13 protein-coding genes are annotated in these 14,441 nt (G+C 57.7%); 8 read left to right on the plus strand and 5 right to left on the minus strand.

The window, feature by feature from the left end:
- Positions 1-40: 40 nt before the first annotated feature.
- From opgC to C5687_RS12785, 5 genes are read left to right on the plus strand one after another with little or no spacing between them, the layout of a single operon-like run.
- Positions 41-1,258 carry an OpgC domain-containing protein gene (gene opgC / locus C5687_RS12765; RefSeq protein WP_023327506.1) on the plus strand — a complete coding sequence of 406 codons (1,218 nt, stop codon included), beginning with the start codon at positions 41-43 and terminating at the stop codon, positions 1,256-1,258.
- A gap of 11 nt (positions 1,259-1,269) precedes the next feature.
- On the plus strand, positions 1,270-2,169 hold the full coding sequence (locus tag C5687_RS12770; protein ID WP_008501670.1) for a hypothetical protein: 900 nt from the start codon (positions 1,270-1,272) through the stop codon (positions 2,167-2,169).
- Positions 2,170-2,178: 9 nt separating this feature from the next.
- Positions 2,179-3,399, plus strand: a complete 1,221-nt coding sequence (locus C5687_RS12775) for a PP2C family protein-serine/threonine phosphatase (RefSeq protein WP_104557052.1) — start codon at positions 2,179-2,181, stop codon at positions 3,397-3,399.
- Positions 3,383-3,721 carry an STAS domain-containing protein gene (locus C5687_RS12780; RefSeq protein WP_025756479.1) on the plus strand — a complete coding sequence of 113 codons (339 nt, stop codon included), beginning with the start codon at positions 3,383-3,385 and terminating at the stop codon, positions 3,719-3,721. The genes C5687_RS12775 and C5687_RS12780 overlap by 17 nt, the downstream gene beginning before the upstream one ends.
- Complete coding sequence (locus tag C5687_RS12785; protein WP_021240154.1) at positions 3,722-4,147, plus strand: ATP-binding protein; 426 nt, start codon at positions 3,722-3,724, stop codon at positions 4,145-4,147.
- A 25-nt stretch (positions 4,148-4,172) separates the two neighbouring features.
- Here the strand turns inward: C5687_RS12785 and C5687_RS12790 are convergent, their stop codons facing one another.
- Positions 4,173-5,663, minus strand: coding sequence for a UbiD family decarboxylase (locus tag C5687_RS12790; protein WP_104557053.1), 1,491 nt, complete (start codon positions 5,661-5,663; stop codon positions 4,173-4,175).
- Positions 5,664-5,776: 113 nt separating this feature from the next.
- On the opposite strand from C5687_RS12790, the gene C5687_RS12795 reads away from it, so the two are divergent.
- Complete coding sequence (locus C5687_RS12795; protein WP_095440646.1) at positions 5,777-6,661, plus strand: LysR substrate-binding domain-containing protein; 885 nt, start codon at positions 5,777-5,779, stop codon at positions 6,659-6,661.
- On the opposite strand, the gene C5687_RS12800 is transcribed toward C5687_RS12795, so the two are convergent.
- From C5687_RS12800 to C5687_RS12815, 4 genes are all read right to left on the minus strand, one after another.
- Positions 6,652-7,563, minus strand: coding sequence for a LysR family transcriptional regulator (locus C5687_RS12800; RefSeq protein ID WP_104557054.1), 912 nt, complete (start codon positions 7,561-7,563; stop codon positions 6,652-6,654). The two genes, C5687_RS12795 and C5687_RS12800, sit on opposite strands and share 10 nt — an antisense overlap.
- A 1-nt stretch (position 7,564) precedes the next feature.
- Positions 7,565-8,551 (minus strand): MBL fold metallo-hydrolase, encoded by a 987-nt coding sequence (locus C5687_RS12805; protein ID WP_104557055.1) that lies wholly within the window; start codon positions 8,549-8,551, stop codon positions 7,565-7,567.
- Positions 8,552-8,693: 142 nt separating this feature from the next.
- On the minus strand, positions 8,694-9,446 hold the full coding sequence (locus C5687_RS12810) for a 5'-nucleotidase, lipoprotein e(P4) family (RefSeq protein WP_104557056.1): 753 nt from the start codon (positions 9,444-9,446) through the stop codon (positions 8,694-8,696).
- A gap of 77 nt (positions 9,447-9,523) precedes the next feature.
- Positions 9,524-10,051 (minus strand): GNAT family N-acetyltransferase, encoded by a 528-nt coding sequence (locus tag C5687_RS12815; protein ID WP_104557057.1) that lies wholly within the window; start codon positions 10,049-10,051, stop codon positions 9,524-9,526.
- Between the two features lie 132 nt (positions 10,052-10,183).
- Here C5687_RS12815 and treZ point away from each other — a divergent pair, with 132 nt between their 5' ends.
- Positions 10,184-11,971 (plus strand): malto-oligosyltrehalose trehalohydrolase, encoded by a 1,788-nt coding sequence (gene treZ, locus C5687_RS12820; RefSeq protein ID WP_104557058.1) that lies wholly within the window; start codon positions 10,184-10,186, stop codon positions 11,969-11,971.
- Positions 11,968-14,436: a malto-oligosyltrehalose synthase gene (gene treY, locus C5687_RS12825; protein WP_104557059.1), complete on the plus strand. Its 2,469-nt coding sequence runs from the start codon at positions 11,968-11,970 to the stop codon at positions 14,434-14,436. The genes treZ and treY overlap by 4 nt, the downstream gene beginning before the upstream one ends.
- Positions 14,437-14,441: the final 5 nt, after the last annotated feature.

The following is a 14,441-nucleotide window of genomic DNA, read 5'->3' on the forward strand; positions in this document are numbered from 1 at the left end:
ATTTAGACCTTAATTTTCGTTTTCAGGCAAAGGACACCCTATGAGCCATGTTGCGCCGTCGGTAGCGCAAGAAGATGACGCTAAATCAACAGCATGGCGGTATGCCGTTGCAGGTGCCAGGGACCTGAGAATCGACTTTATGCGCGGCATTGCCCTCGTCATGATGGTCGTGGCGCATACGGAGGTGATGTCGGTATTTAATATATTCTCCTGGGAGCGTTTTGGGTTAACAACCGGTGCAGAAGGTTTTGTTATTCTCTCAGGGTTTATGCTTGGCATGCTGAACCGCGCGCGTCTGCAAAAAGTGGTTTTGCTCACGGTTTCCTGGGGGCTTTATCTCAGGGCATGGAAAATATATCGTGTAAATATCATTATCATAGTGTCCTTTATTCTCCTGGCCTATATTCCACATATTAACGTTTTCGAGGTCACCCATTTTACCGACCGTTTTTCGGGTGAAAGCTGGTCGCTTTATCCGGTTACGCCGCAAATAAAAGAGACCTGGTTCAACATTATCCTCTATTTGCAGATTGGCCCTCATCAGACGCAAATTCTGGGGCTGTATATCTTTTTACTGCTACTCAGCCCGCTATTTTTGGGGATGCTGCAGAAAGGAAAAGTCTGGTGGCTGCTGGGGCTGTCGCTGCTGGTGTACAGCCTGTGGCAGCGCTGGCCGCTTCGGCTGACGCCGTCGGAATTCGAATTTGCCTTCCCGCTGCTCGCCTGGCAGTTCATCTTTGTGCTGGGCATGGCCAGCGGCTGGTATAAAGCCGAACTGCTCTCTTTCGCCCGGACGCCTCCGGGGAAAGGGGTGGTAGTGGCGCTGGTCATGGTGTCGCTGGTGCTGGGATTTGTCGCCCAGAACCATACCAACCCGTTTATGCCGCCCGCGCTGCTGATGCACGTCATCCCGCCTGACAGCTTCAATTCGTTTTATCACACCTGGGCGGCGAAGAACGGGCTGGGCCCGGTGAGGGTGTTAAACGATATCGCCCTGATGGTCACCGTCTACCTGGTGCTGACGTATTGCTGGACGCCGCTCAATCGCCTGCTGGGATGGTTCCTGATCCCGCTCGGCCAGCACTCGCTTTATACCTTTATTTTGCATGTGTACGTGGTGCTGCTGGTGAGCCAGTTCATCACCTTCGACTTATGGCGACATGCCTGGATAGAGAACACGTTAGTGCATGCGGCGGCACTGGGTATTTTGTGGCTGATGGCAAAATACGACGTCGGCGCACGCTGGATACCTAACTAAGGATGGCGGTTATGCGCGAAAAATGGCTTCTGGCGGGCGTGCTGCTCGCCGCGATCCCCGCCGCAGAGGCGGCGAAAAGCAGTGAAAATGAATCCCTGCGCGATAAGAACGGTGAACCTGTTCAGGCTGGCGTCTTTACCAGCCGCTGGGGGCGCCTGTTCTCGGGTAACGATAAGAAATTCTCAGGTGCGCTGAGCTTTAGCTCGGGACTGAAAGAGCAGTGGATGAGCATTCCTAACAGTTCAGACACCGCCACGGAAAAGAAAAAGATTAACCAGACGCTGAATCTCAGCCTTCAGTATTCCCCCTACAGCTTCTGGTTTGCCAACATTACGTCCCGACTGCCGGTCAGAGACACCAGCCGCTACACCGCCGATTTTCGATACAGCTTCGGCTACGATGACTGGCACGCCAACACCGTCAGTCTGGTTTACAGCAACTACGGCGATAACCATTTCTGGACATCGGGCAGCCGACGACACACCTATTTTGAACAGGGCGCCTTCACACTGGCCTATAAGTTTTCGCTACCGAAACCGGTCGAAAACACGCTCCTGATTAATAAAGGGGATTCCATCATTTGCCAGGTCGGGTACAGCTGGGTGCCACGCTACTACGACCTCAGCAGCGATGACATCCGCAAAAATAAAAACGTCATGCTCGGCGGCTGCGGCTACACCTTCAAACAACATTTCTTCGTTCGCGCGACGGCATTCTGGTTCCCGGACAGCAGCCAGCAGCAGCCCTGGAACGGCGATTACAGCTACAGCTTCGGTTATGCCGGCTATACGCCGGGTTCGTTCTCCATCCAGTACGCGAACTATGCGGGAACGCGCTATCCGGGGCACGGCAACGGGAATGCAAAATTCAGGGAAGGGACCGTGAGCCTCATCTGGTTCTTACCGCTTTAGGAGGGATGTATGTCGGCGCTGCACGTGTTAATCGTTGAAGATTCGCTGATTTATCGTCGGTTACTCTCCCGAATGCTCACCCAGTGGGGGTATATCGTGAGCGAGGCGGAAAATGGCGTCGCCGCGCTGGAAATACTGTCCAGCCAGCCGATCAGCATGGTGATAAGCGACTGGGACATGCCGGAAATGGACGGACTCACGCTCTGTCAGACCATCCGCAACCGTCAGTTTGGCCACTACGTCTATGTCATTCTGCTCACGGCACGCGAAAATGCCGGGGATTTAACGCAGGGCTTTGATGCCGGAGCCGATGATTTTTTAAGCAAGCCGGTCGAGCAGGATGAACTGCGGGCGCGTCTGCACGCCGGGGTCCGTATTTTAACGCTGGAAGCGACCCTCGCGGCGCACAACAAACGCCTGAGTGAAGCGTTGCATCAGATTGAACAGGATCTTGAACTCGCGGCGCGCGTTCAGCACTCTGTGCTGCCTTCGCACCGCTTACGCTTTGGGAACTACTTTTCCGACTGGCTTTTCATGCCGTCTGCGTGGGTCTCAGGCGATGTGTTCAATATTTTTCCACTCGATTCTCACATTGGGTTCTATTGCGTGGATGTGTCCGGTCACGGCGTGGGGGCCGCGATGATGTCCCTCGCGGTGGCGCGTCAGTTCTTACATGGCCGGGTGGTAGACCGTTTTTTGTTTACCGATCAGGGCGGCATTCAGTCGCCTGCGGAGGTGATCGGAATCCTGAACAGCCGCTTTTGCAGTGAAGAGAGCGACATTACCAGCTATTTCACCATTATCTACGGGGTGATCGACCCCGAGAGCGGACGAGGGGTGTTGTGTCAGGCCGGGCATCCTACTCCCGTCATTGTGAACGCAGACAGCGCCGTCACGTCCGTGGGCGATGGCGGCCCGCCGGTCGGCCTGATCCCAGACCTGAGCTGGGAGGATGTCGCGTTTACCCTCAATCCGGGGGATCGCTTATGCTTATTCAGTGACGGTATTACGGAGTGTGAGAACGTCAGCGGCGAGCAGTTTGGCCCGCAGCGTCTCGAACGCTGGCTTCATGACCATGCCCGACTTCCGGTTGACCAGCTCCTGGCGCGGTTCGGTGACCACCTGACCGGCTGGCGCAACGCAAATCGTGATGAACCGACCGCCTTAACCGATGACGTTTCACTGCTCGTGATCGAGCGTCAGGGAGAACAGAATGATTATTCACACTGAACGACTACCGCATGCCAACATTCTCACGCCCGCAGTCCGGCGGCTGGATGCCTCCGTTGCCGCGACGTTTAAAGCGTCCGTGACGGAAGAAATTGGCGACGATCGCAAGGCTTTGATTGTCGACTTCAGCAAAGTGGATTTTATCGACAGCAGCGGGCTGGGAATGCTGGTGTCGTTGTTTAAGCTGATGAACGGGAAAGGCGACATGGCGCTGTGCTCTCTGAACCCTGGGATCATGAATATGTTCACCCTGACCCGCATGGACCGCATATTCCGCATCTATCCGGACAAAAGCAGCGCGCTTGCGCAGCTGGGGCAGTAGATGCAGACGCCGGTGCAGGCAGAATTTCCGGCGGTGCTCGGTTCCCTGACGCCGCTGGCCGGCTGGCTGGAAGCGCGGCTGAGCGCGCTTCCCGTAGATGATGAGTGGCGTTTCGCGCTCGATCTCGCCGTTTGTGAGGTGGCGACGAATATCATCCGGCACGCGCTGCATGAGGATGCCTCGCGCACATTCAGCGTACGTTTCGATATCCGCGACAGCGACGTCTGCATTGTTTTTACCGACGCGGGTGACGCGTTTCCGCTGGCGCGGCTTGAGGCCGCCAGGCGAGACCGTTTTTGTGAAATCTCGCCGCTGCTGGAGAGCGGCAGGGGGCTGATGCTCATTTTGCTGAGCGTCGATCGTTTCTCGGTGGAGCGAGCGGCGGGTGAAAATATTGCCACGCTTGAAAAGAAAATCAGCGTATGACCTGCGGGCCATACGCGTGCTGTTTCTATTTCGTGTTGTCAGCAAACAGCTCTGGCGCCCACGGGAGTGGGTCAACCTCCATAAATGGTGCCCGTTCGAAGCGATCCTTCAGCGCCCACGGCACCGTGCAGTCGAAGATCGTCTTGCAGGAAATGCCGTTGCCGCGAATTGAGGTGCTGTAATCCGGCGACTGGGACGGATCCAGCTGGTGGCCGCGGATCCCAGGAATATTGGTGATGCTGACATCGCCCTGCATGCGGGTGGTCATCGCCCACAGGATGTCGTCGCTGTCGAAAATATCCACGTCTTCGTCGACCAGAATAATGTTCTTCAGCTCCGAATAGGTGGCTAAGGCGATAAGCGCCGCCTGGCCCTGACGTCCTTCGTCTGACGGCTGGCGTTTTTTCACCTGCAATATCCCGAGGAACTTGCCGCCGCCCGCGGTATGGGCATAGATGTTTTGCAGGAATCCGGGAATTGCCTCTTCAACCGCATTACGGATGCTGGCCTCGGTTGGCAACCCGGCCAGCGTGGTATGTTCTTCCCCCGGTCCCACCAGCGTCTGCAGGATGGCGTGGTTTCGCATGGTCACGGCTTTCACTTTGATCACCGGCAGGGAGGGATTCGCCTCGCCGCAGTAGCCCGGGAACTCCGGCATCGCGTGGCCGGTGTTGGTGTGCTGATCCTCTCTCACGCGCACGCCTGGAAGCAGTTCACCTTCGATGATTATTTCCGCCCGCGCGATGGCTTTCTCTTTGACCGCCACGCCCTGCACCAGCTCAACCGGCTGCTGGCGCAGCGCCCCAGCGACACCCAGCTCATTGTAGCCAAACGGCGTGGTAGGGGCCTCAAAGCACGCGCCGATGTAGATGGCGGGGTCGAGACCCATGTTGATCGTCACCGGCAGCGGTTTTCCGGCCTCTTCCGCCTTTTTGCGGAAGACTTCGATATGGCGCCCGGCGGCAAGAAACATGGAAAGCTCGTCACGCTCCTGAATGCAGAGGCGGTGGATGGTGACATCCGTCAGCGAGCTATCTTCCGGATCGCTTGCCAGCACCAGCCCCAGACAGAAAAACGGACCCGCATCAATCGGCGTGTTGGTTGGAGCCGGAAGCAGCTTGCGCAGATCGAAGTCAGGATCGTCAGCATAAAAGACCTGCTCCTGGCAGGGGGCCTGCGAGGCCGGAACGACAACCGGCGCAACCGGCTTTTTCACCGCCTGGCCGACGTGCTTTGCCAGTTCCGAAGGCTCACAGCCCAACAGCAGCGCCGCACGCTCGCGACTGGCGTGCATGCCCACCAGGATGCGGGAGTGCGGATAGCCCTTTACGCTGTTGAACATCATGGCCGGGCCCGTGCGGGTCGGACGTTTGACCGTGCCGCCTGCGCCGATATGGCGGTAGACGCCCGCCAGTTCCGCGTTGGGGTCGACCGGATGATCGGTTTCAATGTACTGCCCTTCGTGGCGTTGTAGTAAGGCGATGGCGCTGCGGAGATCGTTAATCTGGTTTTCCATATTTTCCTCCCTCGGTTGAATACCTCCATTTTTATGGCAATGACCAATACCATCAATTGCATCATTACTGTTAAATTGATAAGTAAATTTATATCAATAAAGGAAGTCGTCTCGTGCAGTTTCGTCAGATGCGCCACTTCATCGTCGTGGCCGAAGAGCTCCATATGCACCGGGCCGCCGAGCGTCTGAACATGGCGCAACCGGCGCTTAGCCAGCAGATAAAGGCCCTGGAGGAACGTTTAGGCGTCACGCTTTTCAGCAGGGCGAACCGCCGCTTGACCCTGACGCCCGCGGGCGAAGCATTTCTTGTGAAAGCCCGGCTTGCCATCTCGCTGACCGAACAGGCGGTGCTGGACGCCAGACAAACGGCACGGGGCGAGCAAGGTGTGTTAAACCTCGGGTGCGTGTCGAGCGCGATGTTTGACGGCAGGCTACCCGCTGCGCTGCGCCAGATGCACCGCCGCTGGCCCGCCATTACCATGTCGCTGATAACGGGAAATGTGCAGACGCTCTACGCCGCCGTGCAGAGCAACCAGCTGGATGTGGCCATCATCCGCGCGCCGCTGCCGTCGCTGCCGGACGATCTGCAAAGCCGGTCGTTCACCTCGGAGAAAACGGTGCTGGCGCTTTATCGTCAGCATCCGCTGGCCGGGTCCTCCGCGCTGACGCTCTCGTCGGTGAAAGACGAAAAATGGATCTCCCTGCGCGACCCGGAGGGAATGGGGCTGGAGCAGTACTTCTATGACGCCTGCAGCGGAGCGGGCTTTCAGCCGGACGTGGTGCAAAATGCGACCGACGTGCCCACGGTGATAAGCCTGGTTTCGGCGGGGTTTGGGCTGGCGCTGCTTCCCGCGTCGGCAAAGGCGGTGAGCGTTGAGAACGTCGTCTACGTGGACATCCTCGACCGACTACGGGAGAGCGAGCTCACCCTGGTTTGCCACCGGATTATTCGCTCAGAGGTGCTTAAAAAGTTTCTGGTTACGCTCGATCACACCTGACGTCCAGCCGCCCGCAGCAACTGCTCGCGCAGCCAGGCGTTCGCCGGGTCATGGCTGTTTTTCGGGTGCCAGTACATGTTGATGGTAATCGGCTGTAGCGGCAGCGGCGGCGCAAAGAGATCCAGCGTGCTGGCAAACTGCTTCAGCATTCGTTCCGGCAGGGTGCATACCAGGTCGGTACCGGCAACCAGCGCAGGCGCCACGGCGTAGCTCTGCGTGGACATGGCGACGTGCCGCTGATGGCCCAGCCCGGCGAGGGTTTGATCGACAAAGCCGGTGAACGGATCCCCCGCCGACGACACCACCAGATGAGAAAGCGCGCAGTAGCTTTCCAGATCCAGCGGACCCGTTCCGCGCGGATGGCCTTTTCGCTGGGCGGTGGCAAACGCGTCGTCGAGGAGTTTGCGCCTCACCCACCCGTCATGGGCGCCCGCGCTTACGCCGATGTAGAGATCCACATCGCCGTTCTCCAGTTGCTGCGGCAGTTCGGCCATCTCGGGCAGGGCGAAGCGCAGGCGAATACCGGGAGCATCGGTAACCACCTGGTTAAGCAGCCCGGTGCCGAGCATCAGCGCCGGGTTTTCATGCAGCGCGATGACAAATGTCCGGCTGCTGGTTTGCGCGTCAAACGCGGTGGGCGCAAACATCGCGCTGATGCCGCGCAGTACGCCTGTCACCTGGGGCTTAAGCGCTTCCGCGCGCGGCGTGGGTAACACCCCGCGTCCATGCGGGGAGGGGATAAACAGCGGTTCGCCAAACAGCGTGCGCAGACGCGCGAGACGAGCGGACAACGCGGGCTGGCTGATGCCCAGCCGCGCGGCCGCATGGGTGATGTTCCTGTCCTGAAGCAGGGCGTCCAGCGTCAGGAGCAGGTCTATATCCATGTCAGATATCCGCGTCATCTTATTTCGCGCTGCTGGCGTCCCGGTTGGTATAGGTCACAGGGACCCAGGCATAGCCGCCTTTCTCGCCTTTCGTCACATAGCCGATGCCCGGGAACGGCAGATGAGGCGCGGCAATGAGGTCCTTGTTTTTCACAAAGTCAGCGAACGCCTGCTCGCGTACGCTTGCCGCTTTGTTCTCATCTTCATCGTAGGTGATGGTCACCGCAGGCTGCGGGAACTGGACCGCCGCGGCGTGAATGATGTCGCCCACGAAGGTGATCTTCTCGCCTTTACTTTCCAGGGTGTAGAAGGCTGAACCCGGCGTATGCCCGGGATGAACCGTGCCGGTAAGCCCCGGAAGAATCTCCGATGTGCCGCTAAACGGCACCACTTTACCCGCGTCAAGGTAGGGTTTTAAGGTCTTCTGCGCGACATCGAAGTAGTTCTTGCCGTAGCCGGTTTTCTTCTGATTGTCGTCGTTAAAGAAAAAGTCGATGTCCGGTTTGCCAACGAAAACGCGCGCGTTGCTGAACACTACCTTGCCGTCTTTCACCAGGCCGCCCGCATGATCGGAGTGGGCGTGGGTCAGCAGGACTTCAGTGATGTCCTCGGGTTTTATTCCCTGCGTGGCGAGGCTCTCAACCAGACGTCCACCGGTATCAGGACCAAAGAGCTGGCCCGAGCCGGTATCCACCAGGATTTTATGTCCGGGTATCGCAATCAGAAAAGCGTTGATGGACACCTCAGCCGGGTTGGTCTGAAAGTTTTTCGCGAGCAGCGCATCAATGTTTTGCGGCGTTGTCCGGCGCAGCAGCGTGTGCAGATCCTGCGCGACGGTTCCGTCAGTAAACGAGGTGACCAGAACATCGCCGACCTGCACGCTGTAACCGCCCGCCGGTTGTTTAACGACGTGCTGCGGCGTTTCTGCAGAGGCCTGTAGCAGAGGGTAAAAAAGCAGTGAACTGGAAATCAGCGTGGAAAGAGCAAGTTTTTTCACGGTAAGCATACGAGTCTCCTTTGAAAGTGCTCATCTTACTGCTCCGTAAAATTATAAGAAGCTGCCCAGAAATGATAGGACCTATAAACGGGATGGATAGGAAACCGAAGGGCCGGGAAGGCGCACGATAGCTTTCCCGGCCCGTAAGACATTATTTTTCCAGCGGTGCGTTCCATCTGTCCGGCGTGGCTTTGGACCATGAGCCATAAGCGGTATTAGGCAGCACAATCCAGTCATTGCCGAAGTGTTCCGCGCTGGCCTCAACCAGTTCACGCTGCTGCTCGCTCGGTTTTTTGTTTTTAAACTGCACCGCGAAATCCGGCAGGCTGTCGCCGAACAGCATCACGATCTGCTGCTTTTTGAGAATGCTCTGGCGACGCTCTTCCTTGCTGACGGTATCCAGCAGCACGCTTTCGTCGGAGACCTGCGGAAGTCCGAGGGCTTTTAAGGTATTGAGCGTATCGGCTTTGTTTTCCTGCATGCGATCCGAGACATAGTAGATACGGACCTTACTTTGATTCACGTGGTCAAGAAACGCTTTCGCCCCCGGGATCAAACCGGGTTTCCCCTGTTTCTCCCAGTCGCTCCAGGTGTCCCATTTTGTATAGTCGTGGCACTGCTCTGTGTCGCGCACCAGCAGAGGCGTGTTGTCCAGTACCGTTTCGTCCAGATCCATCACCACGGCGTAATTTTCGGGCGTTTGCAGATTTTTTAATTTTTCATTGAAACGCTCGGTGGCAAACCGATATGTCTGTAGCTGCAGGGCCATAATCTCAGCCGATTTCTGCTGATAGCGCAGCGCCATTTCGTACGCTTTGGGTTCACACAGATTGCTCTCAGCGGCCGTTGCCGTCGCACTCAGAACAGGTAATGCCAGCAGTACTGCCTTCGCCATAAAATTCACACTTCTTTCCTCAACGCCTTGTTTAAAATCCGGAAAGGGTAGTGAAATTTAATGACAGATTGATGAATGCCGCGCCGCTATACCAGCATGTAATACCAGAACAGAGCGACCTCGTCTTTTTCCGGTAGGGCGTTGTAGAGATAACGATCGTATCCGCCCAGGGTAAATCCGTAGTGACGGTAAAACAGGCAGGCAGAGACGTTCACATTTTGTGTTTCAAGCCGTAATCCCGGCGCGTTTACGCTGCGGGCCCACACGTGCGCAGCGGCCATTAATTTATGCGCAGCGCCGGTTCTGCGTTTGGTGCGCTCAACGGCAATATAATCCACTGAAATAAATTTATTCCAGCCGACTGACGCGGTAATAAATCCGGCTATTTCACCGTCGTCCGTTTCCGCGATAAGAAATATGGCGTCCGGATTAACGCAGTGATTTTCAAGGGTTTGTATGTCGAGCTCGTAGGTTTTTATCCAGGGCTCGGCAACGGCTTCGATATGCAAATCACAGTGGATAAACGGCTCTCGGGCAATGTGGCTTATGGTGAAAGAAAAGTCACAACATTCAAGACGAACGAGGTCGGTATTTAATCCTTTTCGAATCTGCATAGTATTCTCTGTAGTGAGTTATTTCATAAAGAATAGACGAAGCGGATAAATCCGCTGAGCTCACGCACTTTTAATCCTGAACTAAGCTTGTACTTCATTCCGCGTAAAATGTGGGTCATTCGAGGACAATGAATGGAATTCAGGACATTTCAAAAGCAGTGGGGTGCTGAGTTTATTTCCGATGACGTTGTACGTTTTCGCGTCTGGGCAGAAGGACAGAAAAAACTTACGCTTCGTCTGGCCAACGCCGACGTGCCAATGACGGCAACGGGGTGTGGCTGGTTCCAGGCAGACGTACCCGGCGTCACACACGGGACAGAATATCAGTTTGTCCTGCAGGACGGGATGACGGTGCCCGATCCCGCGTCGCGCGCGCAAAAGGGGGATGTTAGGGGACCTTCCGTGGTTATCGATCCCCGGCGCTGGCAGCCCGTTAACCCGGAATGGTCCGGACGGCCATGGGAAGAGACGGTCATCTACGAACTGCACATCGGCACTTTTACCCCGGAGGGCACCTTCCGGGCGGCCATCGACAAGCTGCCTTACCTGGCAGAGCTCGGGATCACCCAGCTTGAAGTGATGCCCGTCTCCCAGTCCGGCGGTTCCCGCGGCTGGGGGTACGACGGCGTACTGCTGTATGCTCCGCACGCCGCCTACGGCACACCGGAGGATTTCCACGCGTTTATTGATGCCGCGCATGGGCTGGGGCTTTCCGTGGTGCTGGATATCGTGCTCAACCACTTCGGCCCGGAAGGGAATTATCTGCCCCTGCTGTCACCAGCGTTTTTCGATGCACAGCGCACGACGCCCTGGGGTAACGGCATCGCCTATGAGCTGGAGCCGGTCAGGCAATATATTACCGACGCGCCGCTCTACTGGCTGACGGAATATCATCTGGATGGCCTGCGGTTTGATGCCATCGACCAGATTAAAGACGCCTCGGATACGCATGTTCTGGTGGAGATAGCCGGGAAGATCCGTGAGGCGATCCCGCACCGGCACGTTCATCTGACCACGGAAGACAGCCGCAACGTGATTTTCCTGCATCCGCGCGATGAACAGGGCCACACGCCCCTGTTTACCGCCGAGTGGAACGATGATTTTCACAACGCTGCCCACGTGTTTGCCACCGGCGAAACCCATGCTTACTACCAGGATTTTGCCTTTGAACCGGAGAAAAAATTCGCCCGGGCGCTGGCCGAAGGGTTTGTCTACCAGGGCGAAGTGTCCCTGCAAACCGGTGAATCCCGCGGGGTGGAGTGCCACTCGCAGCCGCCGCAGTTCTTTGTCGATTTTATTCAAAACCACGATCAGACCGGGAATCGCGCCCAGGGCGAGCGGCTCATCTCCCTGGCGGGCGCTGACAAGACGCGGGTACTGCTGGCCGCGCTGCTGCTTTCCCCCCATATCCCGCTGCTGTTTATGGGCGAGGAGTACGGTGAAACGCACCCGTTCCTGTTCTTCACCGATTTTCACGGCGAACTGGCAAAGGCGGTGCGGGAAGGGCGCGCGAAAGAGTTTACCGGCCACGCGGGGCACGATGACGCCGTACCCGATCCGAATGACCTGAACACCTTTCTCCGCTCAAAACTCGACTGGCATAAAATCGCCACCGACGAGGGCAAAACCTGGCTGCGTTTTACGCGCCACCTGCTCACGCTGCGTCATCGCTATATTGTTCCGCTGCTGCAACAGGGGGGCGCCGTTGAAGGCAAGGTGGTCGTGACGGCCCCCGGCATGGTGGCGGTGAGCTGGCGCTTCCCGTCGGGGACACTCTCTCTGGCGTTGAATATCGGAACCCGACCCGTCGGGCTGCCCGCGCTCGCGGGGGAGACGCGCTTTGCCTGGCCGGACGTAGACGACGTTTTACCGCCGAACAGTATTGTTGTTCGCTTTGCTGATGGAGAAGCATCGTTATGATCCCTTCCGCCGCATACCGTATTCAGTTCCGTAACGGAATGACCTTTGACCGCGTCGTCGCGCTGGTGCCATACCTGAAAGATCTCGGTATCAGCCACCTCTACGCCTCGCCGGTGTTTACCGCAACAAAAGACTCTACCCACGGCTATGACGTGACCAACCCGAATGAAATTGACCCCGCCATCGGCGGACGAGAAGGGTTTGACCGCATGACCGCGGCGCTTAAGCAGGCCGGCATGGGGCTGATTCTGGATATTGTCCCAAACCATATGTCCACCTCGCTGGAAAACGCCTGGTGGCGGGATGTGATTGAATACGGCCCGCAGAGCCGCTACGCGCGCTATTTTGATATCGACTGGTCGCGACCGCTCACGCTGCCGTTTCTTGGCGATACCTTTGAGGTGGAGCTGGAGAAGGGAGCCATCACGCTAAAACGTGACCCTGTCACAAAAAAAGCCGCCCTGGTCTACTATGACGCCGCATACCCGCTCAACCCGGGCACGTACAGCGAGGAGAAGAGCATTGCCGAGCTGCACGACGCACAAAGCTGGCGGCTTATGTCCTGGCGGGAAGCGCCAAAACAGCTCTCATGGCGACGCTTCTTTGAAATCACCGGGCTGGTTGGCGTTCGGGTTGAAGATGAGGCGGTCTTCGACGACACGCACCGGCTTATTCTTGAACTGGTCCATGCGGGCGTGGTGGATGGCCTGCGCATTGACCATATCGACGGCCTGGCCGATCCGCTGGGCTATCTGCAGCGCCTGCGGCAGGCAACCGGCCCCGACTGCTACATTACGGTCGAAAAAATTCTCGCGAAGGGAGAACAGCTCCCCACAGACTGGCCGGTCTCCGGCACTACCGGCTATGAGTTTATCGCCTCGCTGGCGGAGGTGCTGGTCGACGACGCTAACCTGCCGCGCCTGGAAAAAATCCACGACGAGACGCTGGGGGGCACGGTCGATCGCCACGCTGAACTGCGGGACGCTAAGGGCCTGATGACCGATCGCAATTTTGAGGGTGAATTCACCACGCTGCTCACGATTGCGGCTGACCTGGCCAAGCGCAATGACGTTGCGCTGCCGCGTGACGATATCCGCCACGCGCTGCGCGAACTGCTTATCGCTTTTCCGGTGTACCGCACCTATGGCACTCGCGAGGGGTTAACCACGCCGGACGTGGCGCTGCTCAACCGCGTGGTCGCCAGCGTGGAGACCTCTGAAGCGGCGCTCAGCCTGATTGTGCGCATTCTTACCGGCGACCTGCCGGAGGATTGCCGCGAGAGCGCCGCGCTGTTCAGAACCCGCTTCCAGCAGCTTACCGGGCCGCTGATGGCGAAGTCGGTTGAAGACACGCTGTTCTTTCGCCACAACCTGGAGCTGGCGCTGAATGAAGTGGGCGCCGACCCGACGCCGCGCGCGTTCTCGCTATCCCGCTTTCACCAGGAGATGCGCATTCGTCTTGCCCGTCAGCCCGACGCTCTGCTCGGCACCTCCACGCACGACACCAAGCGCGGGGAAGATGCCCGGGCGCGTCTTTACACCCTGACGGAAGCCCCGGACCAGTGGGGGGAAAACCTGGCCCGCTGGCGACAGATGAACCAGACCCAGGTGCGTTTCCTTAATGACGGTACCGCGCCGAACGCCGCTGACACCTGGATGATCTATCAGGCGCTGGCGGGTGTCTGGCCTGCCACGCTGTCTCCCGACGACGTGGACGGGCTTAAATCACTGGAATCGCGTTTCCTCGGTTTCCTGGAGAAAGCGCTGCGCGAGGCGAAACAGCGCACCGACTGGATCGACAGCAACGAGAGCTATGAGAGCGTGGTGCTGAGCTACTCGCGGCACCTGCTTTCCCCGGACAACAGCCCGTTTCTGGAGGATTTCAGCAAGGCGATGCAGCCCTTTATCCGCGCCGGGCTGATGAACAGCCTCAGCCAGACGGTGATCAAGCTGACGGCACCCGGTGTGCCGGATATCTATCAGGGCAGCGAGGCGCTTAACTTTAGCCTTGTCGACCCGGATAACCGCCGGGAGCCGGACTTCCCGGCCCTGGAAAGACACCTCAGCGCGGCGGATGCCCGCGTGTTTAACGACCCGGCCTGCTGGCGGGACGGAAGGGTAAAACAGTTCGTTACCGCCACGCTGTTACGGCTTCGACCGCATTACGCCTCACTTTTCCATTACGGTGACTGGCTGCCGCTTAAGGTGACCGGTGAGCGTGAGGAGAATCTGATTGTTTATGCCCGCGTTAAGGACGATGAGGCGCTGATCGTTGCCGTGCCGCGTCTGGTGTTTGACATCACCTGTCACGACAGGCTGTGGGTGAATACCACGGTAGCAATCCCTGCAGAACTGGCCGGGAAGCGCTATCGGGATCTGTTCAGCGGTGAAAGCCGCATTCTGCAAGAGACGCTGGATTTAACGTCAGAAAAGGGATGTGTACTGGTTCTGCTTACCTGCGAATAATCGTG

The organism is Enterobacter sichuanensis, assembly GCF_002939185.1.
Lineage (GTDB): Bacteria > Pseudomonadota > Gammaproteobacteria > Enterobacterales > Enterobacteriaceae > Enterobacter > Enterobacter sichuanensis.